Source organism: Haladaptatus litoreus, from assembly GCF_900156425.1.
Classification (GTDB): Archaea; Halobacteriota; Halobacteria; order Halobacteriales; family Haladaptataceae; genus Haladaptatus; species Haladaptatus litoreus.
Window position 1 is genome coordinate 1,280,664 of sequence record NZ_FTNO01000001.1, and the last position, 26,250, is coordinate 1,306,913.

Genomic DNA, 26,250 nt, shown 5'->3' on the forward strand with positions numbered 1-26,250 from the left:
TCGAATATGAGTGAATCTGACGACGTTGATTTGACCCAATTTTTCAGAGACGTGGACAAAGTGTACTCGGAGTACGAAAACGGCTACATGGACGCCGACGCCGCCCTCTCCGTGCTTTCTGACCATCTCGAATCCCTTCGCGCACAGGTCGAATAAAACGACCACGACTGTCGAGTAGTCGAGGAGAAGAATTATCGCCCCCCGCTCCGTGGTTTCGGGCGTATGACCGGCTTTTCGGACAGGGTCGAACACGTATCGATTAGCGGAATTCGGAAAGTGTTCGAAGCCGCAGGAGACGACGCTATCAACCTCGGCATCGGCCAACCGGACTTTCCAACCCCACAGCACGCGCGACAGGCCGCACTCGACGCCATCGAATCCGGCGCGACGGACGCCTACACCTCGAACAAAGGCATCGTAGAACTCCGAGAGGCCATCAGCGCGAAGCACGAGCGCGACAACGACCTCGACGTTCCGCCGGAGAACATCATCGCTACCGCAGGCGGAAGCGAAGCCCTTCACCTCGTTATGGAGGCTCACGTGAATCAGGGCGAGGAAGTCATCTTCCCCGACCCCGGATTCGTCGCCTACGACGCCCTCACGCACATCGCTGGCGGAACGCCGAAACCAGTGGCAGTCCGCGAAGACCTCACACTCGACCCCGCAGATGTCGAGGACGCGATTACGGACGACACGGCGGCGTTCGTCGTGAACAGCCCCGGCAATCCGACCGGCGCAGTTTCTTCCGAGGAAGACATTCGCGAGTTCGCCCGCATCGCGGACGAACACGATGTACTCTGCATCACAGACGAGGTGTACGAACACATCGTCTTCGACGGTGACCACTACTCACCGATGGAGTTCGCGGAATCGGACAACGTCGTCATCGTCAACGCCTGCTCGAAAACCTACTCGATGACCGGCTGGCGACTCGGCTGGGTCGCCGGAAGCGAACGCCGAATCGAGCGCATGCTCCGCGTTCATCAGTACGTCCAAGCCTGCGCGAGCGCCCCGGCGCAGTTCGCCGCGAAAGGTGCGCTTTCCGGCCCGCAAGACCCGGTGCAGGAAATGGTCTCCTCGTTCGAAGAGCGCAGGGACGTACTTTTGGACGGCCTTTCGGACATCGGCCTCGAAACGCCGACGCCGTCCGGAGCCTTCTACGCCATGCCGAAAGTGCCCGAAGGATGGATTGACGAAGTGCTTTCCCGCGGCGTCGTCGTCGTTCCCGGCGAAGCCTTCGGCGAGAACGGCGCTGGCTACGCACGCATCTCCTATGCAACTGGTGTCGAAGAAATCAAGGAGGCGCTGGAAATCATGGGCGAAGCGGCGGACGCGGTTCGGTAATCGGAATCGGTGAAACGCTTTTTCACTCCGTGCTTCCACTGACCTGAGATTTTATCTTCTTTGCCCCCGTGTTTTGATGCCATGCCCATCTCGCGCCACGACTCCGGCGCAGTCTCCGCCTTCCGCGCCGTCGTTTCCCAGATTCATCCGGTGTTCATGCTTCCACCCATCGCGGCGTCGTGGTTCGGGAGCATGCTCGCCGGACAGTTCTCGCTCCTGACGGGCGCACTCCACATGACGGCCATCTTCGCGGGAGTCTACACGGCCCACGTCAAGGACGGCTACATCGATTTTCACGTCCGTGGTGAGGACGACGACCATCCACTCACAGAACGAGGATGCAAACTCCTCCTTGCCGCCGCGACCGCAGTCTTCGCGCTCTGTCTCGCCGGTCTTTGGGCCATCGTCGGAATCGGTGCCGCACTCATCACGCTTCCGGGGTGGTTCGTCGGCTATCTCCACGCGCCGCAACTCGACATGCACCCGATTTCTGCGACCGGGGGCTACCCGCTCGGCATCGCGCTCGCGATTCTCGGCGGGTTCTACACGCAAACGCAAACGCTCGCGCCGATTGCGCTCGCGTTCGCTGGCGTCTTTTTCGTCCTCCTTTCCGGCGTGAAAGTCATCGACGACGCGCAGGATTACGACTACGACCGTTCCATCTCGAAACGCACCGTGGCAGTCGTCCTCGGGCGCGAATGCGCCCGGACGACGGCGTTTTTGCTCATGGCATTCTCCCTGCTCTGCGTCCTCGGATTCGTCGTCGCCGAGGTCTTTCCCCCGAGCAGTGTTCTCGCGGTGCTGGCCTTCGCGGTAATCGTCGTCGTCGCCCACCGTACCGGGCCGGAATTGGCCACGATGCTCCTAATTCGCGGGTCGTACGTTTTCCTCGCGCTTCTGCTCGCGGCGGTTTGGTTCCGGCCCCTGTCGTAACGCTATTGTCCTGTTGATAAAACCAGAATTTATGACAGATTGGCTCGACTCCGATACGGTCGCCGAGCAGTACGAAGAACGGTTCGGGGACGGGGTTTTCCACGTCACGAAAAATACCGGGATGTTCGTCGCGCGCGAGTGAACGACGGTCGAAATCGGTGGCAAGACCGAAACTCCGGACGAAAACCGGACAGCGAAAACGATTTCCCCGCGAACCCTGACCGGGACACTTACACCTCTCCTCTTCATCTAACAATTGTAGTCGTGACCGAATCAACGTTTACCGAGGAAAAAGCGTACGCCTACGTCACCCGCAAAGAGGCGGAGTCCCGCGAACTGCTCGTGTTTGAGCATCCCAACCCGGAGGGGGGCGTGCAGATTCCGAAAGGGGGCATCGAGGACGGGGAGTCGCCGCGCGAGGCGGTCGTTCGAGAAGTGAAGGAAGAAAGCGGTCTGACGGAGTTCGAGTCGATACAGTCCCTCACAACGGACGTGTGGGAACACCACGAGAAGCCGAAATCGTATCGTCGTCATTTCTTCCACCTCATCGCGGAGGAATCCCGCGATCAGTGGCGACACACGGTCACAGGAGACGGCGAAGACGAGGGGGTCGTCTACGATTATTTCTGGATTCTCCCAGGGTCGATTTCGCTGGCGCGTGAGATGGACGATTACGTCAATCAAATACTACTGTAACTCCGTTTCGAGCGTCTGACACTGTTCTATCCACTCCTCCTCGAAGGTCGAACTCGTCACGACTCGCCCTGCGAGATTCGAGATTTCGGGGACTCCTTCTGTCTTGCACCACGAGACGCATTGTTCGTAGACAGAAATGGAAATTTCGTCGGCGTCTCGAACAACCCGGAGTTCGTTCGCACCCGAAAGATACGCGACGAATGCGCGGGTGTGCGCCAGTCTGTAAGCGTCCACTCGCCGTGGATTTTTCGAACCGGGAGAGCGTCATAATTCGGTGATTCGAAATCGAACCACTCGATGACTGACGATAGCTTCGACTCATCGAGATACAACTGGCTGGGTTGAACCTCACCGAGCGGAACGCGAAGCGATTCCGGCACGCACACACGTCAACGCTTAACCACGAAAACACCGTCGGTACTGGCATGCCTGAATTGACTCACGACGACGCAATCGTCAACGGCGTCCGCCACCACTACGTCGAGGCCGGAGAGGGGCCGCTGGTCGTCCTCCTCCACGGTTTTCCGGAGTTCTGGTACTCGTGGCGGAAACAGATTCCGGCACTCGCGGAGGCCGGATACCGGGTCGTCGCACCGGATTTGCGCGGCTACAACGCCTCCGAGAAACCGCACAGCGTCGAACAGTACGGACTCGACGAACTGGTCGGCGACGTGCTCGGACTTATCGACCATTTTGACGAAGAGAGTGCCCACATCGTCGGTCACGACTGGGGCGGCCTCATCGCGTGGGAAGTCGCCATTCGCCATCCCGAGCGAGTCGAAAAACTCGCGGTATTGAACGCACCGCATCCGGAACGGTTTCGAGAGATGCTCCGAACGCCGGAACAACTTCGGCGTTCGTGGTACGTGTTCTACTTTCAGTTGCCGTGGCTCCCCGAACGTCTGCTCTCCATTCGCAACTACACTCCCATCGCGGAACTGTTCCGCGACGGTGCGGAAAATCCGAACGCCTTCGATGAACTCGACATTCAGCGATACGTCGAGGCCGCCAAGCAACCGGGTGCACTGACGAGCGCGATTAACTACTATCGAGCGCTCTTCTGGGAGCGAGCACGGAACGAACTCCGGGCGCTGTTCGGCCGCTCTCGAAGCAATAACGAAGTACAGGCACCCACCCTACTGATTTGGGGCGAACAGGACGCGGCCCTCCGAGTCGAACTGACGGAGGGAATGGAGCGATGGGTTCCGAACCTCAGGGTCGAACGACTGCCGAACGCGAGTCACTGGGTGCAGAATGACCGACCGGAGAAAGTGAGCAACCTGCTGGTCGAATTTCTGGAAGGCTGAGTTTCGCCGGTTTCCGCCGGCCATAGCTTTTTGACCGATTCCGTTCGATAGTCGGTCGATGTTGCTCGTACTGGAAAACGAGGTCAACCCCGATTTCCGCTACTTCGTTCGCGAGATGCGAACCTATCTTCCGGAGCACCGAGTTTACGACTACGCGAACGAGGGCGGGAACCCATCGCTCTCCGGCGTGGACGGCGTCATCGTCGCCGGAAGCACGGCGGGCGTGTACGAGCGTGCGGACTATCCGTGGATGGACGAGGAAATCCAGTTCGTCCGCGAACTGGTCGCTCGCGAGATTCCGACCCTCGGTGTCTGTTTCGGCCACCAAATCGTCAACCACGCGCTCGGCGGGTCGGTCGAACATCGCGGACTGACGAACGAACTCGTCCGTGCTGACCTCGCGGACGACCCGATTTTCGAGGCTGTTTCGCCGGTCGTTCCGGCGGTTCACGGCGACCACCTGGTCGAAACCGGAAACGGGATGGAAACGATTGCCTCAACGAAGTACAACGACCATTTCGCCACTCGGCATCGGGACGTTCCGTTGTGGACGATGCAGTTTCATCCGGAGTTTACGGAGAGGCTTTACCCGAGAGTGTCCGCGGATTTTGGCTGGCAGGAGAACGAGGACTCGTTTTCGGACGTGAACGGGGAGCAGGTGTTCGAAAATTTCGCTCGACTGGTTGGCGTGGACGAAAACAGCGACGACCGCGAGTTGTGACCACGACTACTTCGCCGTACTCACGATTTTGATGACGTCGCCCTCTTCCAACTCGTAGGAGTCGCTGATGTCGCGGTTCGTCTTCGCGTTGACGGCGTGGAGATAGCCGTCGCCGATGTCGCTGTGAACTGCATACGCGAGGTCTGGTGGAGTCGAACCGTTCGGGAGCAGAAAGGCGTCGGGAAGCACGTTTCCTTGGCCGTCCGTCCACTTCGATTCGTTCTGCACGGGATAGGCCGTGATTCTGTCGAGCAGGTCGTAGACGGCGGTGTCGAGGGCGTCCTGCACGCCGGTTCCGCCCCACTCCTGCATGACGCCTCTGATTCGTTCGAGTCCGGCCTGCTGTTGGCCGCTCAGGTCGCCAACGATTTCGAAATCGTCATCACCGGAATCGTAGTCCACGACGCCCGCTTCGACTCCCTTCTGAAGTGCGAGTTCGCCTTCTGCAGTCGCAGGGATGACGGGTTTGCCGGTTTCGCGCAGTCGTTCGATGTTCTCTTCGGGCGCGATGTCGGCCTTGTTCGCCACGAGAATTATCGGCTTGGTTCGGGCGCGGATGTCGCGGGCGAGTGCTTCGCGATGGTCGTCCGTCCACTGTTGGGGGTCGTCGGGGTATTCGAGTTCGCGGAGGCTAGCCGCCACTTCGTGTTCGCTCGCGCCGAATCCCGTCAGCATCTCCGAGAGAGCCTCGTCGATGTCGAATCCGGGCGAGCGCGACTGGCGTTCGACGGTTTCCCAGTTGCGTTCGATGATGCCTGCGAGCCACTGGTTCATCTCCTCCTCGATGAAATCGACTTCCTCGACTGGGTCGTAGGTGCCGACTTCGACGGGTTCGCCTTCCTCGTTGGTTCCGCCGGAAGCGTCCACGACGTTGATGATTGCGTCGGCGTTCGTCAGTTCGTCCAAGAACTGGTTACCCAGTCCACGGCCTTCGTGTGCGCCCGGGACAAGTCCAGCCACGTCGAGCAGTTCGATGGGGACGTAGCGTTTGCCGTCGTGGCAGTGTTCGTTCCCACATCGTTCATCGCGTTCGAGACAGGGACAGTCGGTTCGGACGTGGCTCACGCCGCGATTCGCGTCGATTGTCGTGAATGGGTAGTTCGCCACGTCTACCTCGGCCAGCGTCGCAGATTTGTAGAAGGTGGACTTCCCGGCGTTGGGCTTGCCCGCGAGCGCGATGGAAATCATGCTCGTCGGTAACAGGGAAACCGGGAACTGCCTTTCGGTTTTTCGAGAGAGGATGTTCGTGAACGAATCTTCGCAACCGGGATGGCGCGCTAGCGTGGCAGCGAGGACTGTACGTCCGAGACGCCAGCGCTGACAGCGTGCGAGGTCTTCGTGAGCGGAGTTCTCGTGAGCAACGCGAACGAGAGCAGGGAAGCGCTTGCTATTCCCGTGCGAGCGAACGGCTCGGCAGAGCGTGTCTCTGACGATGGATGACTGACCGAGTGAAACGAGGGAAGGAATCAGTTTGGGGAGGGTGTGGCTTACGGAGGCGGTTATCTGTTGACGTGATTTGTCTATATCATATCTGTTCCGGGGTAAACTACGCACTGCCTGTTTCGTCAAGGCCGTCATTTGGAGTCGTGATTTGTCCTATAATGTCGAAAATAACCACAAAACCCGACCAAAATCACTCTCAAACGACCCAATCCATAGAATCGTAAGTCCTCTCAGTCCACTGTCCAATCCATCGTTAATAATAAGTAGGGATAAGTGGTAACAGTGTGCATGGAGTTCTCCGAGAAACTAGAGTTCGGCCACGAAGACCGCAAGCACATCTACGAATACGTAGAACAGCACGGAACGGCCGACGCGGACGACGTACAGCAGTCGCTCGGCATCGACCCGAGTGGGTTCCTCCACCACGTCGCCATCCTCCGTCGGGATGGCTACCTCTCGGAGGACGACGGCGTCCTCACCGTCTCGCTCGAAACCGGGGCGGAAGAGGAGTTCCTCGATGAGGATATAGAGTTCATCATCCGCCCCGCCCGGCAGGAAGACCTGACGGGTATCGTCGGCGCGATTCGACAGGTCGCGGAGGAAGGAACCTACATCGTCGCGGAAACCGTCGCGGACGAAATCGACCACCAGGAGGCCCTGCTCCGGCACAACGAACTCCAATCGCGGATGTTCTTCGTCGCCACGGTGAACGACGACGTGGTCGGCTGGGTGCACCTCCACGCGCCGGAACTGGACAAACTCAGCCACACTGCGGAGTTGACCGTCGGCGTCTTGGACGAGTACACCGGCCACGGAATCGGAAGCCACCTGCTCGAACGCGGGTTGGAGTGGGCCGGGTCGAACGGCTACGAAAAGGTGTACCAGAGCGCTCCTTCGACCAACCAGAACGCCATCGACTTCCTCAAAGCCCACGGCTGGGAAACCGAGGCGGTTCGGAAAGACCACTACAAAATCGGGGGCGACTACGTAGACGAGGTGATGATGGCGGTGAAACTGTAGCATCTCTATTTTCCAAACCAGTACCGCAACCGCATTGTTCCGAGAGCGATGGCGACTGCTCGGCAGGTGTTCGATTTCGAAAAGGAACGTCGAACTCGATTCTCGCCGCCACCCCCCGTTTATTCGTGGCGAACCGGGAACGCGACTTCGACCGTCGCTTTGTATCCCGTTATCTCACCATTCTCTACGTCGGCCGTCCAATCTTCGACTTCGACGCCGTGAATCTCGTCGATGGTCTGGCTCGCCTGTTCGACTGCTTCCCGAGCGGCGTCTTCCCACGATTCTTCGGACGTGCCGAGCACTTTGATGATTTTTACTGCCGTCATGGCATCCACCCTACGCCAGCATCCGGGTAGCGTTTTGTGGCCGTGCTTTGAGGTGGTTCGTTTGGAGTCGTGATTTGCTCACTCCTATTTGATTCGATTGTATCGAAGCAAATCACGACTCCAATGAAACCGCAAACCGCAACCGACCACACACCTCCCCAACCGATTCCCGTCATTCGTTTCACTCATTCCGGTCATCCCTCGCACGCTGTCAGTACACCCCTTCGGACGTACAGTCCTCAGGAGCGTACCAGCGCGCGCCACAGTGGCTGTAAAAATTTCGACCAACCATCCCTGCCCGATTCTGCCATTCGATTCTTGTACTTTCCCGACGTTCTATGGTTGGGGGAAAACATGGATTACAGCCAGTTTATCGGCCAGACACAGCACCGACTGAAGTTGGATACGCAGGGAAAAACGGTTCGAGCGATTCGCGCCACGCTGACGACGCTCGGCGAGCGATTGCAGGAGGGGGAAGCCAAAGACCTCGCGGGGCCGCTCCCGATGGAAATCGACTGGTATCTCGAACGGGCGGAATCCGGCCAGCGATTCCACTTCGACGAGTTCGTAGACCGCGTTGCGGAGCGCGAAGGAATCGAACGACAGGACGCGCTCTTTCACGCCAAAGGCGTGCTGTCGCTCGTCGCCGAAGTCGTTCCGGAGGGAGAGTACCAACAGGTCCGCCAGCAGTTGCCGGACGAGTACGACCCGCTGTTCGAACTCGTCGGAAACGAAGAAGCGTTCGACTAGCGCCGTGCACGCCGGATTTCAGGACTCGGAATCCGGGTCAGCAGTTGCACCGTGTCGTGAATATTGTGGGTCTTCACGACCAGTTCCGCGACTTCCCGAACCGTGAACTCAGTCTCTATTTCGTGGCCGTAACAGCGTGCGTACAGCGCCAACCAGTCGTTGAGCGCCTGCTCAAGCCGCGTCATCTCCCATTCGTCGAATCGCACGAACTCGCCGGTTCGCCCTTCGACGTACACCGAGACGACATCGCCGACGCCCGAACGCAGGATGGACACCGCGCGCTCCTCGTCCGGCGGGTTTTCTGGCGGGTCGAACGATTTACGGTCGGCCTGCGCCCGGTTTGCGAGGTCGGCGATTCGGTCGCGGTGTTCGGTCATTCGTGACTCCTCCTGTTCTCGCTCACCCTTGTTTGAACTCCACGCCTTTGTCGCCGCGCGGGTGTTCCCACTCCGTCTCGGCGACGACGGCACAAGTGCCACATTCGACGCAGGGTTGCGTGTCGAGGCTCACGATTTTCTCCTCGTGGCCGTTCATCTGCACCGTCTCCTCGCGGTAGCATCCGCCGCCGAAATCCTTCGCGCTGACCGGACAGGCCGAAACCGCCTCGCCGCTGGCTTCGTAGGAGTCGTTTCGCAGGCGGATGTGTGGGTTGCCCACGTCGGTGTCGTAGGTCAAATCGCCGATTCGGTCGGCGAGGCTCTTCGGTTCGACCTCGTTCACGTCTTCGATTTCGGTGCCCAACTCCTCCGCGATAACCGTCGGGAGCGTGACGTAGGGCGTCTTCGTGTCCGGAATCATCGAAGAGAGGAACGGCGAACTGTACAGGCGCTCCAGTTGCGACTCCATCGCGCCAGAGCGAAGCACGGCACGGCCAATCGGCGACGTGAGAAGGTTGTCGGTGAACTCTGCTATTGTTCCGTTCTCGCCGAATCGTCCGAGGGTTCGGTACTGCTTCGGACGCAGTTTCCCCATCACGCCCTCGTCTTTCAACTTCTTCTCGTACAGTCGTCCGGCCTTTTCTGGGTCGCCGCGCATTCGCGCCTCGGCGAAGGCCTCGGCAGCGAGCGCGCCGGCAGTCACGGCGTGGTTCATTCCCTTGATAATCGGCCCTTGGGCCTGCATCTGCCCGCCAGCGTCTCCGACGAGCGCGAGACGCCCGCGGTGGGGCGCGGGGTGCGCCGCCTTCTTCGAATCGGGGACGAGTTTCGCGCTGTACTCCACCTCGTCGTAGTGGCCGTTCAACCACTGGGCGAGCAAGGGATGCGTGAGCAGATTGTCGAGCAGTTCGTGCGGTTCCGCCTCCTCCGCCACCAGACTGTCGAGGTGGAAAACCGTGCCAATCGACAGCGAATCCTGATTCGTGTAGAGGAAACCACCGCCGCGAACGTCCTCGAACAGGTTGCCCGAGAAGAGGTGCGCTTCGCCTGTGTTCGGCGACACGCCGAACCGTTCCGCGATAACGTCTTCGGGCATGTCGATGACTGCTTTCACACCTTGGAACCATTCGTCCGGTTCGTCCCAGTCCATCAGACCGGCATCGCGGGCGAGTTCGCTGTTTACGCCGTCCGCCGCGATGATGAAGTCGGCCTTGATGGGGTCGAGTTCGTCGCAGGTGACGCCGACAATTTTGCCGCTCTCGCGGAGTAAGCCGTTCACTCGAACGCCAGTCAGCAGGCCGCCGCCGGTTTCGCTCGTCATCTCGTGAACCCGGTCGGCCAACCACGAGTCCATTTTGCGCCGGAGGACGGCGTCGGACCACTCCGTGTCGTGTTCGTGGAGTCGGGTGATATCGAACGATTTCACCTTCTCGTCGGCGACGTTGTGGATGTTGTAGCTCGTAATCGGGCGTTCTGCGGCCTCTTCGCGGAAATCAGGAAAGAGCGAGTCGATGGTGTACGGCGCCGACTCCTCGGCGTAGATGAGGCCGCCGGAGACGTTTTTCGACCCGGCTTCGACACCGCGTTCCAAGACGAGCGTTTCGATTCCGTTGCGTGCGAGCGTCGCGGCCGCCGCGGCTCCACCGGGGCCAGCACCGACTACGACGGCTTCGTACTGTTCGTATTCTCCTGTCATTGGCTGTCAATCACCATGTTCAGTCATCGTCTTCCGCCACGACCGCATCTAGTTCGCCCGCCTCGACTGCCTCGGTGAGGCGGGGAAGCACTTCGAACAGGTCGCCTTCGATGAAGTAATCGCTGAAATCCTTGATGTCGGCGTCCGTGTCGGTGTTAATCGCAATAATCGTCTCCGACTCGTCCATGCCGACTTTGTGCTGAATCGCGCCGCTGATGCCCGCCGCGATGTAGAGCGGCGGTTGGACGATTTGGCCGGTTTCGCCGATTTGGCGCTCCTCGCTGACGTACTGCTCGACGTGACCCTCCACGTTGTAGGAGGCCGTAACGACACCTCGAGAAAGGCCGAGGTCGGCGTCGTCGAAGGCGTCCACGAGGTCGAGGGCGAGTTCGATTCCTTCCGTGGGGTCGTCGCCGATGCCGCGACCGATTGCGATGACGACTTCCCGCCCGGTCAAATCGACGCCCGCATCGAGGGTGTCCCACTCGGTAACTTCGACTCGATACCAGTCGTCCGGCGTGTCGATGTCGTGGGAAACGATTTCGCCTTCACGTCCGGGGTCGGCTTCCATCGCGTCGAAACTACCCGGAATCACGGAACAGCCCTGCGGGTGGAACTCCCGGTCGGGGTTGTCGATACAGAGGATGGTCGAGTACTCGAACCCGGAGAAATCGGGGCGTTTCATGTGGAGGATGCGCTCGAAATCCACCTTCTCGCCGGGCATGCCGGTTTTTACCGGATTCGAGATGAGTTCGTTCGTGATGGTCAAGCCCGAACAGTCGCTCGCGAGTCCGGAGTCGAGTTCGCCCTGTACCTGTGCGGAGAGGTCGCGTCCGTTGTTGGTCGCCGGAAAGAGGAAGTAGCGCGGTTTGTCGTACTCCTTCCAGTCGGCATCGGTTCGCGCCATATCCGCCACGATTTCGGTGTATGGCTTGTGGCGGAATCGCTCCAGTCGGTCGTCGTCGTGGTACACCGCCACGTCCGCGCCGAGCGCGATACACTCCTCCGCGAGGTCGTGCATGTCGTCGCCGACGAGTACGGCGACGACTCGTTCGTCGCCGCCGTACTCGGTTTCGTAGTCGTCCATCAACTCGCGGGCCTTGCCGAGCATCTCCTTCGATACGTCGAGGAGTTCGCCGCCCTGCGTCTCGCAGTACACCCACATGTCGCGGTAGACGCCGTCTTCCAGCGCCCGAACGTGTTTTTTGTCCGCGGTGGGATGGGTGAGTCCGTCGTCTTCTTCCTCCGCTTCGGCTTCATCTGCTTCGTCTGCATCAGCGGAATCGGATGTATCCGATTCCGCCGTTTCTTCTCCCTCGTCCGGGTCTGCCACGTCCTCCGCTGTCTCTTCGTACTCGCCTTCGGTTTCCGTGTCTTCGACTTCACCACCTTCTGTCTCGGCTTCCAGTTCGTCGATTCGGGCTTGGATGACCTCCTTTGCCGTCTTCCTGTCTTTGCCTTCTTCTTCGTCCGTAAGCAGGTCGTCCAAAGCACCCGGGTCTTCTACGGTCTGTACGTCCTCTTCCAGTTCCTCGACGGTTCGGTCGCCGGGATTTTCGTTCGTCATTATCAGTCCCCCGTGGCGAATGGCCGCATCGTTTCGAGCACGTCCTCTATCGCCTCCTCGTCGTCGGGCGTGACCATCGTGGCATCCCGCTCCGCCGGAGCCTTCGGAATCGGGTCAACCGACGACACGATTGTCGGTGACCCGTCCAGTCCGATGTACTCCGGGTCGAGATTGAGGTCGGCGTGGTCCCACGTCGAGAGGTACTCTTCGTACTCCTCGGCGCGTTCTTCGGTTTCGGCTTTCAGTCGCTTCTTCTGGAGTCGGTGGGCCGACTTTCGGTACGATGGTTCGTACTCCGGGTCGGTCACGATGAATGCCGGAAGCGGCGCGGTGACGGTTTCGATTTCGTCTACGTCACCCTCCACGAGTCGTTTCGCGCGTACCTGTCGTTCCTCCTCGTCGACTTCCATCGCGATGACGTGCGTGATGATGGGATAGTCCAGACACCACGCCGTCTGCGGGCCGGTCTGTCCCGTCTCTCCGTCTGCGGTTTTGAACCCCGCGAAAACCAAATCCGGTTCGCCGATTTTTTCGATTCCTGCCGAGAGGGTAATCGCCGTCGCCCACGTGTCCGCGGCGGCCATCTCGCGGTCGGAGAGGAGATAGCAGTCGTCCGCGTACACCGTCATCGCTTCGCGGAGCACGTCGGCGTAGCCCGGCGGCCCCATGCTCATCGCGCTCACCTGCCCGCCGTGTTTCACTTTCGTCTGGAGGGCAGCCTTGAGGGCGAACTCGTCGTTCGGGTTCATCACCGTCGGCGTCCGTCCGCGTTCTAAGTGACCGTCCTCGTCGAACGACACCTGCCCCTCGCGGAAGTCGGGGACGCCTTTCGTCAACACGACCGAGTGCATTGATACCACCAACCATGACTGTGTTTAGTTTGCATACGTCACCAAGTACCAAAGCCCCCGGAGGTTATTATACTGTTGGGAAGTCAACAAAAATCTGACATTCCAATAGAATACTACCCGCTGATGATGTCTGTCATTTCTGTGAGATAACGACCGAAACGTGTCAATACTCAGGCTTGCGGAGCAGGGCCGTCTCCCGCGCCTCGTTCTCGCTGATGGGCGGTTTCCGCCGTCTCGACGGCATCTTCCGCCTCGTTTTCGTTTTCATCATCGGATTCACCAGTCGGCCTTCGTCGCTCGCTCCGAATCATCGTCATCTCGCCGCGAGCACGCATGGTTCCATCAGCAGTTGCGTTCTCGTGAAATTCGAGGTCCGTGCAGGCTACGTCGCCCAGCACTTCCGCCCCGTCTTCCAAAACGACGGTCCCATTGCGGGTCGTCACGTCGCCGTGGATTCGCGTCTTCTCCCCCACGACGATGTCGCCGCGAGCACGAAGACTGCCGAACAGTTCGGTCTTCGAACCCATCTCGATTTCCTCGGCGCGGATGTTGCCGTGCAGTCGGCATTCGTCGCCGATTGTCGCGGGGGTCGAAACGCGCCACGCATCGTCGCTGACGTGGGCGCTTCGCGGGATGACCGCCGGGTCGGCCTCGCTTTCGTCCAGCATCTCGTCGATGACGTTTTTCGCGGCCTCCTCCTCGCCCAGTCGGAGCAACTGCGAGAGGTAGACGAAGAGGAACACGACGGTCGGCATCGGATTTCGGATGACAATCCAGCCGTTCGCTTCGAATCCGTTGTCGATTTGAACGTCGTCGCCGATGTCGAGGTCGCCGCTGACCATCAATCGCCCGGCAACGTGGACGCGCTCGCCCAAGTAGGCGTCCTGTCCGACGAGAACGTCGCCATCGACCTCCGACCAGAGGTCGAGGCGACAGTCCGCCTCAGCTTCGATATGTCCGCCAAACGTCGCTCGCTCGCCCGCGATGACGTGGTTCCCACGCACGCCGAACTCGACAGTGCTCTGTGCGCCGACGATGATGTCGCCGTTGGTCACGAGGTCGTGTTCTTCGACGGTCGTCCCGTCGGGAATCGAAAGTTCATCCAGAGGGTCGGAGCGGAGCGGCACACATCCTACCAACGATTCCCGCGTAATAAATCCTCCCGAGAACGTCTGACGCTCGTCTGCCGAGTTGGGATGCGCTACGTTCCCAAACACCTGTGTGTCGATAGCTATTCTACAGCTTTTTTATCCGTCGGGGGCTAACGCCGGAGTATGACTACTCTTTCATTCGATGACGAGGGCGTCGATGTGGTTTACGAAGGAACCGAGTTCCGACTCGAAAAAGACCTCATCGAGGACGCGACGCAGAAATCCTACTTCGACGTGACCGACCACGAAGTCCTGCGAATCGTGGAGAAAGACCCGTCACTGGGAGGGCAAGCACGCCGAATCGGAGATATTATTCGATAGCACGTTCTCTCCAACGTATAATATACAGATGCCCCGGTTTCAGTTGAATATAAATTTATATAAATAAATTTTTGTTTGAAATTAGTAGATATTCTCTAATGAAATACCCAAAAACGTATCTGCCATGGGTTTTTGTTCTTGGCGCTGTCGGAGTTGCTCTCCGAACTGTTGTACGGTGGACAGGGGAAACGCCTTCGATTTCTCTTTATGCAGATATTTCATTACTATTTCTCTTTCTAGCTATATCAGTTGAGTATTATTACGAATCCAAAGAGAAACCTCTCTCTGGATTGTTCCGACATATTTTATTGGTGATTTCCACAGCCTGTTTGTTGGTCATACTCTGTTCACTGACTGCCCCCCTTTTCCGGTAGGATTTAGGTACTCCCGCCGAACAATCGTGTATGAACCTTCCAGCCGATTTCGACCACCCCGCGTGGCTGACCGCGGCAGGCACGATTGCGTCGTACCTGCTCATCCTTGCCGTGATGACCGTCCTGTTGTTCGGCGTGCCGTATCTGATTTTCACCGCGCTGTAAGTCGCATTTTCTAACTGCTAGAAACGAAACCAAGAAGGCCAGATTACAACTGTTAGCTGTAGGCCAGGCCCTCGCTCACGCTGCACTCGGCCCCAATTGATTGTTTGGTTTGCCATAGATTTCGGCAAGATGAATTACCGTTACAAAACGACTGGCTAAACTTGGGTTGGCCGGGTGCGCCTCAGCGCACCCGGCCTTGCTGTCCTGGCGGGTACGGGCGAGCGAACAAGGAACGAGTGGCTCTGCCACGAGTGACTGCGAGAGCGAGGGCGTATCTGTAGACGTGACTTCTGTGGTCGTCACTGCACCAAGACAAGTATCAACTGAAACACAAAACCGCGAACCTGAAAAGACCGACTGTGTTTGACGGTTCGCTTAGGCGAACGTCTTGGAGACTTCGTCGCTTTCGTCGTCTTCCGCCTCGATTTTCTCCCGTGCGTCTTCGAAGTCCTGCATCGTGATTTCGGTGCGGTCGTCGCGGATGGCGAACATCCCGGCCTCGGTACAGATGGCCTTGATGTCGGCACCGCTGGCGTCGCCCGTTTCGACGGCGAGTTTTTCGAAGTCCACGTCGTCGGCGACGTTCATGCCGCGGGTGTGGATGCGGAAGATCTGCTCTCTGCCCTCGTCGTTCGGGTTCGGCACCTCGATGAGGCGGTCGAAACGACCGGGGCGGAGAATCGCGCGGTCGAGCATGTCGAAGCGGTTGGTGGCGGCGATGATGCGGATTTCGCCGCGGTCTTCGAAGCCGTCCATCTCCGAGAGCAACTGCATCATCGTACGCTGCACTTCTGCGTCACCCGACGTTTTCGAGTCGGTACGCTTCGACGCGATGGCGTCGATTTCGTCGATGAAGAGGACGGCCGGTTCGTGCTGACGGGCGACTTCGAACAGGTCACGGACGAGTTTCGCGCCCTCGCCGATGAACTTGTGGACGAGTTCTGACCCGGCCATCTTGATGAAGGTCGCATCGGTCTGGTTGGCGACTGCTTTCGCCAGCATGGTTTTCCCGGTTCCGGGTGGGCCGTAGAGCAGAACGCCGGACGGTGGGTCGATGCCAACTTCGGTGAACATCTCGGGACTCTCCAACGGCATCTCGACCGTCTCACGGACTTCGTTCATCTGCTCTTTCAGTCCGCCGATGTCCTCGTAGGTGACTTCGGGACTCTTCGTGACTTGCATCACGCGGGCACGAACGTCCGTTTCGTCGTCAAGGGTCTTTACGATAGAGAGAGAGTTGTTGACGGCGACTCGGGAGTCGGGTTCGAGTTCGGTATGCATCTCATCAGTCACTTCGGTAACGGCTTCCTGATTGTTACCGTGCTGTTTGATGATAACACCCTCGTCCGTAATCTCCTGCACGGTGGCGACGAACAACGGGGACTGCTTTAGCTTCTTGTTCTCGTGCGTGAGCCGTTCGAGCTTCTGCTGGTACTTGTTGTTCTCCGCGTTCGCGTCGAGGAGTTTGTCTCGCATCTCCTCGTTCTGGGATTCGAGGACTTCGAGGCGTTCTTGGAGTGCCTCTATTTTCTCCTGTCTGGACGTACTCTCCTCGTCGTAGGGGAGTTCTACGTCATCCACAGTATCGGTCATCAATTCCGGATAAGCGCCTGTCTCTTAAGAGGCTTCGGGTGACCGACCTTTTCGCACCGTTTTTGCCGCTACACAGCTTACCGTGACAATTCCCATGAGTAATAAAATTGAATAGGAAATATTATCACCCTGTATCTGAAATTGGTAGTCGATGAGTGTCCCAGAGCTATCCCAGACGAACACTAACCGGTTGCAAGACGCAGATTCGACCGAGGCTGTCCGCGACCTTCCACCCAGTGCAAAGTTGGTCGCGAAGGTGTTGGAGTACAACGAGACGATGACCCAGAGCGAACTGGCCGACGAAACGCTCCTGCCGCCTCGAACGGTCCGCTACGCGTTGAATCGACTCGAAGACGAAGACCTCGTCGATTCGCGGTTTTCGTTCTCGGATGCGCGCAAACGACTCTACACGCTCGACATTCAGTAACACAGAATCCAAGCGTTTATATCAGAACACGCGCCCAATCCGGGCCGTGAGTTCGAAATCGTTTCCCTGTCGATTTGTCCAGCCCTCTCCTGATTTTTCATTCGTCCCATCGGAGCACCATCCGATTCGTCATCGACCGTACCGTGGCGCTCACGGAAATCATTTAACAGCAGGAAGCCAACGAACAAATCAATGACACGGGTGATTCACACGGGCGACACCCATATCGGGTATCGGCAGTATCATTCGCCCGAACGACGGAACGATTTCCTCTCCGCGTTCGACAGCGTCGTGGATGACGCAATCGAAGACGATTTCGACGCCGTCATCCACGCGGGCGATTTGTTCCACGACCGACGACCCGGACTTTCCGACCTCCACGGGACAATTTCGGTTCTCAGGAAACTCGAACGTGCAGAGATTCCGTTTCTCGCCATCGTCGGCAACCACGAAAGTACGCGCGGCGAACAGTGGCTCGACCTGCTCGAAACGCTCGGACTGGCCACTCGACTCGGCGCGGAACCGGTCGTCGTGGGAGATACCGCATTCTACGGCTTAGACCACGTTCCGGAATCGAAGCGGGACGACCTCGAATACGATTTTTCGCCGCACGAGCAGGAGCATTCTGCACTCGTCGGACACGGACTTTTCACGCCCTTCGATTTCGGCAACTGGGAGTCGGAAGTCGTCCTGAGCGAAGCGTCGGTCGATTTCGACGCGATGTTGCTCGGGGACAACCACAAACCGGAAAAGGAGCGAGTCGATGGAACGTGGGTCACCTACTGCGGTTCCACCGAGCGCGCGAGCGCCAGCGAGCGCGACGCCCGGGGCTACAACATCGTCACATTCGACGGCGACGTGGCGCTTTCGCGCCGCGGAATCGAAACCCGCGATTTCGAATTTATCTCGGTCGAACTCAAGGGAGAGGAAGGAATCGACCGAATCCGCGACGTCGTTCGTGAGTACGACCTCGACGATTCGGTCGCCCTGATTTCCATCGAAGGCGAGGGCGGGGACGTAACTGCTGCGCGAGTCGAGGAGTTCGCACTGGACGAAGGTGCGCTCGTCACTCGAGTCACCGACCGCCGGGAAATCGAAGCCGAAGCGGACGAGCTTTCGGTTTCCTTCGCCGACCCGGACGACGCCGTCAGAAGTCGGGTTCGTGAGATGGGACTCAGCGAAACTGCACACGATGTGGACGAAATCGTCCGTGCGAGCAAAGTCGCCGATTCGAACGTTCGAACTGCGGTCGAAGAACACGTCGCAGACCGCATCTCGGAGGACGTTGATGCGTTCGAACCTGCCTCCGATGACGTGGAAGCGGAGGACGAAGTGGTAGACGAATCGACAGACACGGAGACTGACGAGGGAGAAGAGGAAACTGCGGAATCAGTCGTCGGGGCGACTGATTCCGCAGATACTGTCGAATCGACAACTGGCGCAGCAGACGATGAGCCAGCAACCGACGAATCCATGAATGGCACGACTACAACTGCCGACGGCGGGGAATCCGCCGACAACACCGGGACGGCAGACTCCGCCGACAACACCGAGACGACTGATTCTTCTGAAGTACCGGAAACAACGGACAGTAGTTCCGGAGACGACCAAGTTTCCATGGAGGATTACCTGTGAGATTCGACCGGATTCGCCTCTCGAACTTCAAATGCTACGAGGACGCGGATTTACGCCTCGACACCGGCGTCACGGTCATTCACGGACTCAACGGCAGTGGCAAATCCTCTTTGCTCGAAGCGTGCTTTTTCGCGCTTTACGGCGCGAACGCACTCGACCGAACGCTGGAGGATGTCGTCACCATCGGCGCGGAGGACGCAGAAATCGAACTCTGGTTCGAACACGCTGGCGGCGATTACCACATCCATCGTCGGATTCGAGCGACCGGCGACTCCGCCCAAACCGCGAAATGCGTCCTCGAAACTCCCGACGGGAGTTTCGACGGGGCACGAGACGTGCGCAATCACATCGCTTCGCTGTTTCGTATGGACGCCGATGCGTTCGTCAACTGCGCCTACGTCCGGCAGGGCGAGGTGAACAAACTCATCAACGCGACACCCGCGCAACGACAGGATATGATCGACGACCTGCTCCAGTTGGGTAAACTAGAGGAGTACCGAGAACGCGCCAGTGACGCCCGCCTCGGCGTGAAAAGCGTCCTCGACGACCGACGCGGAAGCCTTTCCGAACTCGACACGCAAATCGTAGCGAAGGAGGAAAAAAATCTTCACAGCCTCCTGAACGACCTCGAATCGGAGCGCAACGAGGTCGAATCGAAAATTGAAAACTACGAAGAACAACGCGACAAGGCCGAACAGGCACGTGACGACGCGAAAAACGTTCTCGAATCCTACGACGAAAAGCGCGAAGAATTGTCGTCGCTCGAGAACGACATTGGGAACCTACAAACCGAAATCTCGGAGACGGAACAAGAACACGACTCACTCCGTGAGCGGGCCAGTGAGATTCGGGACGAAATCTCGGAGTTGGAGTCCGACATCGACACCAAACTGCGCGACACGGAACTCGACGCAGCAAAAGAGGACGAACTCTCCACTCGACTGGACGAACTGGAGACGAAGGACGACGAGGTCAGCGAGCAACTGGAAGACGCTCGGATGAAAGCCCAGATGTTCGACAATCAGGCGTCGAACCTCGCGGAACGCGCGGAAGAACTCGAGGCACGAGGGCGCAAAAAACGCAATCGAGCCGAAGAACTCGAAACGGAAATCGAAGCCGCGACCGACGAACTCGAAGACCGACGGGAGAAACTGTCGGAGTTCGACGCCGAAATCGAATCCGAGCGCGAGTCGTTCGAGGATGCACCAATCGAATTTGGCGAGGCGAGTGGCCACCTCGAATCGCTTCGCTCCGAACTGGCGGACTGTCGCGAGGAAGCGACGGAATGCCGGACGAAACTCCGAACTGCTGAAGGGCAGGTCGAAGAGGCCGAGAAACTGCTGGATGCAGGAAAATGCCCGGAGTGCGGCCAGTCGGTCGAAGAATCGCCACACGTCGATACGATAGCCGAAGACCGGGAACGAGTGGCGGAACTGATATCGGGACTCGAAGAACTCCGCGAAAAGCAGAGCAGTCTGGAATCGAAAATCGAAACTGCGGAATCGCTCGTGGCCGCCGAAAACCGCGCGAACGAACTGCGAACCAACCGGCAAAACGTCGAGCAGTTGGTGGAAAGCCGCGAGACAGCAGTCGAGGAAAAACGGGAACAGGTCGAAACGCTCCGTGAAGAGGCGGACGAACTGGCCGACGACGCGGAGGGACGGTCGGAGGACGCAACCGAACTCGAATCGAAGGCGGAAACGCACCGCGAAACGGTCGAAGAACTCGAACGAGAGGAACAGTCCATTTCCGACGCCAAAACCCGACTCGAACGAATCCAAGCCATCCGAGACGAAATCGAGGATGCGGAGGACGAACTCGACCGCCTCGCCGAGAAGCGAACGCATCTGCAAGAACTGAACGACCAACGGCGCGACCGTCTCGCCGAAAAGCGGTCGCGTCGGACTGAATTGGAGGAGTTGTACGACGAGTCTAAAGTCGAGAAAGCGCGCGAGAGTAAGCAGCAAGCGGAAGCGTACCTCGAACAGGTCGGTGAGGAGTTAGAAACCCTCCGGGAGCAACGAGACGACCTCATCGACCGAATCGGCGGCGTTCGCGGCGAAATCGAAGCCCTCGAAAATCTCCGAGAACGGCGGAAAGAAGTCGTCTCGCGGGTGGATGCCCTCGAATCGCTGTACGACGAAGCCGACGACTTGCAGGCGATGTACGGCGACCTTCGGGCGGAACTCCGCCAGCGGAACGTCGAAAACTTAGAACGGATGTTGAACGAAGTGTTCGACCTCATCTATCAGAACGATTCGTACTCGCGCATCGCGCTCGACGGCGAATACCGGCTGACGATCTACCAGAAGGACGGCGAACCGCTCGACCCGGAACAGCTATCGGGCGGCGAACGAGCGCTGTTCAACCTCAGTCTCCGGTGTGCGATTTACCGCCTCCTCGCGGAAGGCATTGAAGGTAGTGCGCCGATGCCACCTCTCATTCTGGACGAACCGACGGTGTTCCTCGACTCCGGCCACGTCTCGCAACTGGTCGAACTCGTGGAGTCGATGCGCGGTTTAGGCGTCGAGCAGATTATCGTCGTCAGTCACGACGACGAACTAGTTGGGGCCGCGGACGACCTCGTGCGGGTCGAAAAAGATTCCACGACGAACCGGTCGCACGTCGAACACGGTGATTCACTGGTCGAACTCCTCGGGTAGGGAGTTCAGTCCCTCGATTGCCACGTCCGTCAACTCGTAGCCGCGTTCGCCGGCGACCCTGCATTCTTGAATGAGTCCGGCGGCGCGAAACTCAGCAAGAAGGCCGTGGAGGTCGCTTTCACAGAGGTCATAGGCAGAGAGGAGTTCCCTGACTGGAAGCCTTCCGCGGTCAGAAAATTCGACCAGCAGACCGAGCGCGCGGTCGTTGTGAACTGCGGTGAGGATTCTGCGAGCGGGCGAGGACACTCTCTTGGCGGCGGTTTCTAGCGGCGACTCGCCTTCGACGGGAGTGAGCCGGTCGTTTTCGAGATAGCTCTCGTCTCCCGTTTGCGGGTCGCGGACGAGACTCGATTCACCGGACTGCTTGAGAAGGAGATACCGAGCACCCGATTCGTCACGCACGGTTCGCATAAATCGACGTAGCGGCGGAGCGCGGTTAGTCCTTCTGGAAGGAGCGATACCGACTGTAACCGCGGACGAAGGTGATGACGCCGACGGCGAGGAGTAAACCGCCGAACGTCCACCGTTGTTCGAATCCGACGAGCATGAGGCCGAGGCTGAGTGTGAACAGAGCGATGTTGAACAAAATGACCTGTGCCCAGAACTCCTTCTGTATTTCCGGGTCTGCATCCCCGTCGATAGGTTCCGGCGCGGTTGGCGGATTTGTATCGAACCGGTCAGAGGGGTCACGGACTTTCGGAGCCATGTCTATCTCTTCGGCGTATCCCGGGTCATCCGACCCCTCGTCGTCGTGGCCGAACTTATCGAACACTGGTTTGATACATTGTTCGCAAAGAGAAAAGCGTTCGGAGTCGCTTCAGACCCACAGCAGGAGTCGGGCCATACTCTTTTTCTGAGTCAGCTCAGACTTGTTTTTTTAGTGTGACCGCACTCGACGACTTCACCCATCCAAGCGGATTTTCTGCGTCGTAAAGTACGACGCCGTCTTCCGTCTCGTAGGCTTCAATCGAACTCATCGGCTCCTCGGGAGCCGGTAGCTCGGTTTCTGCGCGGTCCAGCGTTCCGTCTTCGGTTGCACGGTCAGACATTGGCTTGACCTCTGCCTATGCTAAGCGTTAGCACATTAAGTCTCTTTCCCTTCAGGAACTGGTGCAAACGGGAGGGTTTTTACCGGGAAGCGCCAAAAACAATCGACATGACTCAATCTGGGCTTGGTGACTTCGCGGGCGAGGGCGATCGCCCCGCGGCAGAAGCCCACGCCGTTGCGGGAAACGACGACGCGACAGTGGCCGTCGTCGATGCCGATACGGACTGGCTTCCGGACTCACAAGGCGACATCGAACTCGCAGTGACGCAGGTCGATTACACCATCGAAGGATACGGCGACGATGAAACGCCGATTATCCACGTTTTCGGGCGAACCGAAGACGACGAACACGAACACGTCCGCGTCGTCGGCTTCAGACCGTACTTCTACGCGCCGACGGAATCGCTCACCGAGGAGAAACTAAGCGACGACCGACTCACCGGTTCCGAGGACGGCTACGAGAGCATCCGCGGCGAAAAGCTAACGAAGATTTTCGGTCGGACGCCGCGAGACGTGGGGAACATTCGCGACCAGTTCGACCACTACGAGGCTGACATCCTCTTCCCGAACCGGTTCCTCATCGACAAGGACATCAAAAGCGGGATTCGCATTCCGGAACGTCGGCAAGAAGACGGCGACCTCGTCGTCCAGGAAAACGAAGTCGAAGCGACGGATGTGCAGGCGAATCTGCGCGTACACACCTTCGACATCGAGGTTGACGACCGTTCCGGCTTCCCGGAAGACGGCGAAGAGCCCATCATCTGTCTCGCTAGCCACGACTCCTATCGGGACGAGTACATCGCGTGGCTGTTCGACGCACCCGACGGCGACGCCGACCTGCCGGAGAGCGTTCCGGAGTACGAACCCCTCCGCGACGGCCCCGAAATCGAGGTCAGAACGTTCGAGGAAGAAGAAGCCATGTTGGACGCGTTCCTCGACTACATCTCGGAAACCGACCCGGACGTGCTGACGGGTTGGAACTTCGACGATTTCGACGCGCCGTACTTCCTCGACCGACTGGAGCGACTAGAGGGACAACACCACGACTACGACCTCGATTACGAACGACTCTCGCGCGTGGACGAAGTCTGGCGAAGTGACTGGGGCGGGCCGACAATCAAGGGTCGCGTCGTCTTCGACCTGCTGTACGCCTACAAGCGAACCCAGTTCACCGAACTTGACTCCTATCGACTGGACGCCGTTGGGGAAACGGAACTCGGTGTCGGCAAAGAACGCTACGCTGGTGACATCGGCGACCTCTGGGAACAGAACCCGACGCGACTGCTCGAATACAACATTCGGGACGTGGAACTCTGTGTCGAACTCGACAAGAAACAGGATATCGTCACCTTCTGGCGGGAAGTCGCGGAGTTCGTTGGCTGTAAACTCGAAGACGCAACGACGCCCGGCGACGCGGTGGACGTGTACGTTCTGCACAAAGCGCACAACCAGTTTGCGCTGCCGTCGAAGGGCCAATTCGAAGCCGAGGATTACGAGGGCGGCGCTGTGTTCGAACCGATTACGGGAGTCAGGGAAAACGTCACGGTGCTCGACCTGAAGTCGCTGTATCCGATGTGTATGGTGACGCTCAATCTGTCGCCGGAAACGTCGGTGAATCCCGAAGAGTACGCTGGGGACACCTACGTCGCACCGAACGGCAGCCACTTCCGGAAAAAACCGGACGGCATCGTTCGAGAAATCATCAACGAGACGTTGAGCGAGCGCGAGGAGAAAAAATCGTTCCGGAACGAACACAAACCCGGAAGTTCGGATTACGAGGTTTTCGACCGCCAGCAGGCCGCAATAAAGGTGATAATGAACTCGCTGTACGGCGTCTTGGGGTGGGAACGGTTCCGTCTCTACGACAAGGAGATGGGTGCGGCAATCACCGCGACTGGCCGGGAAGTCATCGAGTTCACCGAAACCGCGGCGAACGAAATCGACTACAATGTGGCATACGGTGACACTGATTCGGTCATGTTGGAACTCGGTGGTGACATCGAGAAAGAAGAGGCCCTCGAACAGTCCTTCGAAATCGAGGAACACATCAACGCGAGATACGACGAGTTCGCGCGCGAAGACCTCAATGCGGACAACCATCGCTTCCAAATCGAGTTCGAGAAACTGTACCGCCGGTTCTTCCAAGCGGGCAAGAAAAAGCGTTACGCAGGTCACATCGTCTGGAAGGAAGGCAAGGACGTAGACGACATCGACATCACCGGATTCGAGTACAAACGCTCGGACATCGCGCCGATTACGAAGGAAGTCCAGCGGCAGGTCATCGAGATGATCGTCACTGGTGAGGACTTAGCGGATGTAGAAACCTACGTCCACGACGTTATCGAGGACTTCCTCGGCGGTGAGGTTGGATTAGATGAAATCGCCATCCCCGGCGGTATCGGCAAACGACTCGACAACTACGACACTGAAGGTGCACAAGTTCGGGGTGCGAAGTACGCGAATCTCATGCTCGGCACCAACTTCCAGCGCGGAAGCAAGCCGAAACGACTCTACTTGAAGAAAGTCCATCCATCGTTCTTCGAACGGATGGAAAACGACGAAGGATTCGACGCCCGTGCAGACACGCTGTACGGCGAGTTCAAGCGCGAACAGGACGTAATCTGTTTCGAGTACGCAGACCAGATTCCCGAGGAGTTCGAAATCGATTGGGACGAGATGCTCGACAAAACGCTCAAGAAACCGATTGCGAGAGTGCTGGAAGCCCTCGATATTTCGTGGGAAGAGGTAAAAACGGGACAGCAACAAACCGGTCTGGGTAGTTTTATGTAGGCAGAAAATAATAGAAAAAATATAAACAACTGCACTGATTTTCCCCTCAGCAAAACAATTTTTTTCTTTCCGGAAACCGATTGCATACGAATGCGAAACGGTTATGGGTCGATGTACCCTTGCTCCACATGTCTTAGGTGAACCTAACATGGCAACGCTTGAACTAAAAAATGTCCACGCAGAGGTCGTGGAAGAAGATGAAGAAATCCTCAAAGGCGTCGATATCGAAGTCAAAACTGGCGAGATTCACGCCCTGATGGGACCGAACGGGAGCGGGAAATCGACGACATCGAAGGTCGTTGCAGGACACCCTGCCTACGAAGTAACTGAGGGTGAAGTACTGCTTCACCTCGACGAAGACGAGTTCGAAGACATCGAGATTCCGGACGACATGCGAACCTGGAATCTCCTCGAACTGGAACCGAACGAGCGCGCCGCGCTCGGTGTCTTTCTCGCGTTCCAGTACCCTGCCGAAATCGAGGGCGTCACGATGTCGAACTTCCTCCGCACTGCACTCAACGCGAAACTCGAAGAGCGCGAAGAGCTCTTCGAGGACGACGAGGGCAAAGATGAGGAAGAAGAAACCGGCTACGAAACCAGTCCGATGGAAGGCCCCGCCGACGACGGCGAGGTCGGCGTCGCCGAGTTCCAGGAACTCCTCAAAGAGAAGATGGAACTGCTCGACATGGACGAGAAGTTCGCGATGCGATACCTCAACGCTGGCTTCTCCGGCGGAGAGAAAAAGCAGAACGAGGTTCTGCAGGCCGCAATTCTCGAACCGTCCATCGCGGTGCTGGACGAAATCGACTCCGGTCTGGACATCGACCGACTGCAGGACGTATCGGACGGAATCAACGCACTGCGCGACGAGCAGGGAACTGGCATCCTCCAGATTACCCACTACCAGCGTATCCTCGACTATGTTGAGCCTGATACGGTTCACATCATGCTCGACGGGGAAATCGTCATGGAAGGCGGCCCCGAACTCGCGGAAGAACTCGAAGACAAGGGATACGACTGGGTTCGCGACGAAGTCTTCCAAACTGCGTAAG

27 protein-coding genes are annotated in these 26,250 nt (G+C 58.3%); 15 read left to right on the plus strand and 12 right to left on the minus strand.

Translation table 11 applies throughout. The features are described 5' to 3' along the window. Positions 1–6 precede the first annotated feature (6 nt). From BW974_RS25445 to BW974_RS06730, 4 genes are all read left to right on the plus strand, one after another. Positions 7–156, plus strand: coding sequence for a hypothetical protein (locus BW974_RS25445; protein ID WP_175609631.1), 150 nt, complete (start codon positions 7–9; stop codon positions 154–156). A gap of 66 nt (positions 157–222) precedes the next feature. After that, positions 223–1,344 (plus strand): pyridoxal phosphate-dependent aminotransferase, encoded by a 1,122-nt coding sequence (locus BW974_RS06720; RefSeq protein ID WP_076429126.1) that lies wholly within the window; start codon positions 223–225, stop codon positions 1,342–1,344. Between the two features lie 81 nt (positions 1,345–1,425). Beyond that, the gene (locus tag BW974_RS06725) at positions 1,426–2,277 is read left to right on the plus strand and encodes a UbiA family prenyltransferase (protein WP_076429128.1); all 852 of its coding nucleotides are present in this window, start codon (positions 1,426–1,428) and stop codon (positions 2,275–2,277) included. 138 nt (positions 2,278–2,415) lie between these two features. Next, positions 2,416–2,973, plus strand: a complete 558-nt coding sequence (locus BW974_RS06730) for an NUDIX hydrolase (RefSeq protein WP_245799941.1) — start codon at positions 2,416–2,418, stop codon at positions 2,971–2,973. Here BW974_RS06730 and BW974_RS24210 read toward each other — a convergent pair. Continuing rightward, on the minus strand, positions 2,965–3,207 hold the full coding sequence (locus tag BW974_RS24210; protein ID WP_084186205.1) for a hypothetical protein: 243 nt from the start codon (positions 3,205–3,207) through the stop codon (positions 2,965–2,967). The two genes, BW974_RS06730 and BW974_RS24210, sit on opposite strands and share 9 nt — an antisense overlap. Positions 3,208–3,398: 191 nt before the next feature. Between BW974_RS24210 and BW974_RS06740 the strand changes: the two genes are divergently transcribed. Together BW974_RS06740 and BW974_RS06745 are read left to right on the plus strand one after the other, a co-directional pair. Further along, a complete protein-coding gene (locus BW974_RS06740; RefSeq protein WP_076429130.1) occupies positions 3,399–4,280 on the plus strand; it encodes an alpha/beta fold hydrolase in 882 nt (293 codons plus the stop codon). 58 nt (positions 4,281–4,338) lie between these two features. Then, entirely contained in the window at positions 4,339–5,001 is a 663-nt protein-coding gene (locus BW974_RS06745) for a type 1 glutamine amidotransferase (RefSeq protein WP_076429132.1), read from the plus strand. 6 nt (positions 5,002–5,007) lie between these two features. Here the strand turns inward: BW974_RS06745 and BW974_RS06750 are convergent, their stop codons facing one another. Beyond that, positions 5,008–6,189: a redox-regulated ATPase YchF gene (locus BW974_RS06750; RefSeq protein WP_076429134.1), complete on the minus strand. Its 1,182-nt coding sequence runs from the start codon at positions 6,187–6,189 to the stop codon at positions 5,008–5,010. 543 nt (positions 6,190–6,732) lie between these two features. Here BW974_RS06750 and BW974_RS06755 point away from each other — a divergent pair. Next, entirely contained in the window at positions 6,733–7,464 is a 732-nt protein-coding gene (locus BW974_RS06755) for a GNAT family N-acetyltransferase (RefSeq protein ID WP_076429136.1), read from the plus strand. 119 nt (positions 7,465–7,583) lie between these two features. On the opposite strand, the gene BW974_RS06760 is transcribed toward BW974_RS06755, so the two are convergent. Further along, positions 7,584–7,790 (minus strand): dodecin family protein, encoded by a 207-nt coding sequence (locus tag BW974_RS06760; RefSeq protein ID WP_076429138.1) that lies wholly within the window; start codon positions 7,788–7,790, stop codon positions 7,584–7,586. Between the two features lie 354 nt (positions 7,791–8,144). Between BW974_RS06760 and BW974_RS06765 the strand changes: the two genes are divergently transcribed. Further along, entirely contained in the window at positions 8,145–8,540 is a 396-nt protein-coding gene (locus tag BW974_RS06765) for a DUF2267 domain-containing protein (protein ID WP_076429140.1), read from the plus strand. On the opposite strand, the gene BW974_RS06770 is transcribed toward BW974_RS06765, so the two are convergent. The 5 genes from BW974_RS06770 to BW974_RS06790 form a co-directional block, all read right to left on the minus strand. After that, positions 8,537–8,917, minus strand: coding sequence for a DUF8055 family protein (locus BW974_RS06770; protein ID WP_076429142.1), 381 nt, complete (start codon positions 8,915–8,917; stop codon positions 8,537–8,539). The two genes, BW974_RS06765 and BW974_RS06770, sit on opposite strands and share 4 nt — an antisense overlap. Positions 8,918–8,939: 22 nt before the next feature. After that, positions 8,940–10,613 (minus strand): FAD-dependent oxidoreductase, encoded by a 1,674-nt coding sequence (locus BW974_RS06775; RefSeq protein WP_076429144.1) that lies wholly within the window; start codon positions 10,611–10,613, stop codon positions 8,940–8,942. 19 nt (positions 10,614–10,632) lie between these two features. Next, a complete protein-coding gene (locus BW974_RS06780; protein ID WP_076429146.1) occupies positions 10,633–12,180 on the minus strand; it encodes an electron transfer flavoprotein subunit alpha/FixB family protein in 1,548 nt (515 codons plus the stop codon). Between the two features lie 2 nt (positions 12,181–12,182). Continuing rightward, entirely contained in the window at positions 12,183–13,031 is an 849-nt protein-coding gene (locus BW974_RS06785) for an electron transfer flavoprotein subunit beta/FixA family protein (RefSeq protein WP_076429149.1), read from the minus strand. A 170-nt stretch (positions 13,032–13,201) separates the two neighbouring features. Beyond that, complete coding sequence (locus BW974_RS06790; RefSeq protein WP_076429151.1) at positions 13,202–14,158, minus strand: polymer-forming cytoskeletal protein; 957 nt, start codon at positions 14,156–14,158, stop codon at positions 13,202–13,204. Between the two features lie 147 nt (positions 14,159–14,305). On the opposite strand from BW974_RS06790, the gene BW974_RS06795 reads away from it, so the two are divergent. Together BW974_RS06795 and BW974_RS26935 are read left to right on the plus strand one after the other, a co-directional pair. Then, a complete protein-coding gene (locus BW974_RS06795) occupies positions 14,306–14,503 on the plus strand; it encodes a DUF5800 family protein (protein WP_076429153.1) in 198 nt (65 codons plus the stop codon). Between the two features lie 404 nt (positions 14,504–14,907). Continuing rightward, positions 14,908–15,042, plus strand: a complete 135-nt coding sequence (locus BW974_RS26935) for a hypothetical protein (protein ID WP_281247662.1) — start codon at positions 14,908–14,910, stop codon at positions 15,040–15,042. A gap of 375 nt (positions 15,043–15,417) precedes the next feature. On the opposite strand, the gene pan1 is transcribed toward BW974_RS26935, so the two are convergent. Next, on the minus strand, positions 15,418–16,635 hold the full coding sequence (gene pan1, locus BW974_RS06800) for a proteasome-activating nucleotidase Pan1 (protein WP_076429155.1): 1,218 nt from the start codon (positions 16,633–16,635) through the stop codon (positions 15,418–15,420). A gap of 151 nt (positions 16,636–16,786) precedes the next feature. Here pan1 and BW974_RS06805 point away from each other — a divergent pair, with 151 nt between their 5' ends. From BW974_RS06805 to rad50, 3 genes are all read left to right on the plus strand, one after another. After that, positions 16,787–17,062: a MarR family transcriptional regulator gene (locus tag BW974_RS06805; RefSeq protein WP_076429157.1), complete on the plus strand. Its 276-nt coding sequence runs from the start codon at positions 16,787–16,789 to the stop codon at positions 17,060–17,062. A 192-nt stretch (positions 17,063–17,254) separates the two neighbouring features. Further along, positions 17,255–18,697 (plus strand): DNA double-strand break repair protein Mre11, encoded by a 1,443-nt coding sequence (gene mre11, locus BW974_RS06810; protein WP_076429159.1) that lies wholly within the window; start codon positions 17,255–17,257, stop codon positions 18,695–18,697. After that, positions 18,694–21,360: a DNA double-strand break repair ATPase Rad50 gene (gene rad50, locus BW974_RS06815; RefSeq protein ID WP_076429161.1), complete on the plus strand. Its 2,667-nt coding sequence runs from the start codon at positions 18,694–18,696 to the stop codon at positions 21,358–21,360. The genes mre11 and rad50 overlap by 4 nt, the downstream gene beginning before the upstream one ends. Here the strand turns inward: rad50 and BW974_RS06820 are convergent. The 3 genes from BW974_RS06820 to BW974_RS06830 form a co-directional block, all read right to left on the minus strand. Then, entirely contained in the window at positions 21,337–21,771 is a 435-nt protein-coding gene (locus BW974_RS06820; protein WP_076429163.1) for a DUF7346 family protein, read from the minus strand. The genes rad50 and BW974_RS06820 overlap by 24 nt on opposite strands. A 25-nt stretch (positions 21,772–21,796) precedes the next feature. Beyond that, positions 21,797–22,132 (minus strand): DUF7322 domain-containing protein, encoded by a 336-nt coding sequence (locus BW974_RS06825; protein WP_076429165.1) that lies wholly within the window; start codon positions 22,130–22,132, stop codon positions 21,797–21,799. Positions 22,133–22,223: 91 nt separating this feature from the next. Beyond that, entirely contained in the window at positions 22,224–22,409 is a 186-nt protein-coding gene (locus BW974_RS06830; RefSeq protein WP_076429167.1) for a DUF7331 family protein, read from the minus strand. A 107-nt stretch (positions 22,410–22,516) separates the two neighbouring features. On the opposite strand from BW974_RS06830, the gene BW974_RS06835 reads away from it, so the two are divergent. Together BW974_RS06835 and BW974_RS06840 are read left to right on the plus strand one after the other, a co-directional pair. Continuing rightward, a complete protein-coding gene (locus BW974_RS06835) occupies positions 22,517–25,198 on the plus strand; it encodes a DNA-directed DNA polymerase (RefSeq protein WP_076429169.1) in 2,682 nt (893 codons plus the stop codon). A 148-nt stretch (positions 25,199–25,346) separates the two neighbouring features. Beyond that, positions 25,347–26,249, plus strand: coding sequence for an ABC transporter ATP-binding protein (locus BW974_RS06840; protein WP_076429171.1), 903 nt, complete (start codon positions 25,347–25,349; stop codon positions 26,247–26,249). Position 26,250 lies beyond the last annotated feature (1 nt).

What these genes read in the sequence shown, in the direction of transcription:
- BW974_RS25445 (WP_175609631.1), top strand. Translation starts at nt 7, where the DNA reads ATGAGTGAATCTGACGACGTTGATTTGACCCAATTTTTCAGAGACGTG.
- BW974_RS06720 (WP_076429126.1), top strand. Translation starts at nt 223, where the DNA reads ATGACCGGCTTTTCGGACAGGGTCGAACACGTATCGATTAGCGGAATT.
- BW974_RS06725 (WP_076429128.1), top strand. Translation starts at nt 1,426, where the DNA reads ATGCCCATCTCGCGCCACGACTCCGGCGCAGTCTCCGCCTTCCGCGCC.
- BW974_RS06740 (WP_076429130.1), top strand. Translation starts at nt 3,399, where the DNA reads ATGCCTGAATTGACTCACGACGACGCAATCGTCAACGGCGTCCGCCAC.
- BW974_RS06745 (WP_076429132.1), top strand. Translation starts at nt 4,339, where the DNA reads ATGTTGCTCGTACTGGAAAACGAGGTCAACCCCGATTTCCGCTACTTC.
- BW974_RS06750 (WP_076429134.1), bottom strand. Translation starts at nt 6,189, where the DNA reads ATGATTTCCATCGCGCTCGCGGGCAAGCCCAACGCCGGGAAGTCCACC.
- BW974_RS06755 (WP_076429136.1), top strand. Translation starts at nt 6,733, where the DNA reads ATGGAGTTCTCCGAGAAACTAGAGTTCGGCCACGAAGACCGCAAGCAC.
- BW974_RS06760 (WP_076429138.1), bottom strand. Translation starts at nt 7,790, where the DNA reads ATGACGGCAGTAAAAATCATCAAAGTGCTCGGCACGTCCGAAGAATCG.
- BW974_RS06765 (WP_076429140.1), top strand. Translation starts at nt 8,145, where the DNA reads ATGGATTACAGCCAGTTTATCGGCCAGACACAGCACCGACTGAAGTTG.
- BW974_RS06770 (WP_076429142.1), bottom strand. Translation starts at nt 8,917, where the DNA reads ATGACCGAACACCGCGACCGAATCGCCGACCTCGCAAACCGGGCGCAG.
- BW974_RS06775 (WP_076429144.1), bottom strand. Translation starts at nt 10,613, where the DNA reads ATGACAGGAGAATACGAACAGTACGAAGCCGTCGTAGTCGGTGCTGGC.
- BW974_RS06780 (WP_076429146.1), bottom strand. Translation starts at nt 12,180, where the DNA reads ATGACGAACGAAAATCCCGGCGACCGAACCGTCGAGGAACTGGAAGAG.
- BW974_RS06785 (WP_076429149.1), bottom strand. Translation starts at nt 13,031, where the DNA reads ATGCACTCGGTCGTGTTGACGAAAGGCGTCCCCGACTTCCGCGAGGGG.
- BW974_RS06795 (WP_076429153.1), top strand. Translation starts at nt 14,306, where the DNA reads ATGACTACTCTTTCATTCGATGACGAGGGCGTCGATGTGGTTTACGAA.
- BW974_RS26935 (WP_281247662.1), top strand. Translation starts at nt 14,908, where the DNA reads ATGAACCTTCCAGCCGATTTCGACCACCCCGCGTGGCTGACCGCGGCA.
- pan1 (WP_076429155.1), bottom strand. Translation starts at nt 16,635, where the DNA reads ATGACCGATACTGTGGATGACGTAGAACTCCCCTACGACGAGGAGAGT.
- BW974_RS06805 (WP_076429157.1), top strand. Translation starts at nt 16,787, where the DNA reads ATGAGTGTCCCAGAGCTATCCCAGACGAACACTAACCGGTTGCAAGAC.
- mre11 (WP_076429159.1), top strand. Translation starts at nt 17,255, where the DNA reads ATGACACGGGTGATTCACACGGGCGACACCCATATCGGGTATCGGCAG.
- BW974_RS06820 (WP_076429163.1), bottom strand. Translation starts at nt 21,771, where the DNA reads ATGCGAACCGTGCGTGACGAATCGGGTGCTCGGTATCTCCTTCTCAAG.
- BW974_RS06830 (WP_076429167.1), bottom strand. Translation starts at nt 22,409, where the DNA reads ATGTCTGACCGTGCAACCGAAGACGGAACGCTGGACCGCGCAGAAACC.
- BW974_RS06835 (WP_076429169.1), top strand. Translation starts at nt 22,517, where the DNA reads ATGACTCAATCTGGGCTTGGTGACTTCGCGGGCGAGGGCGATCGCCCC.
- BW974_RS06840 (WP_076429171.1), top strand. Translation starts at nt 25,347, where the DNA reads ATGGCAACGCTTGAACTAAAAAATGTCCACGCAGAGGTCGTGGAAGAA.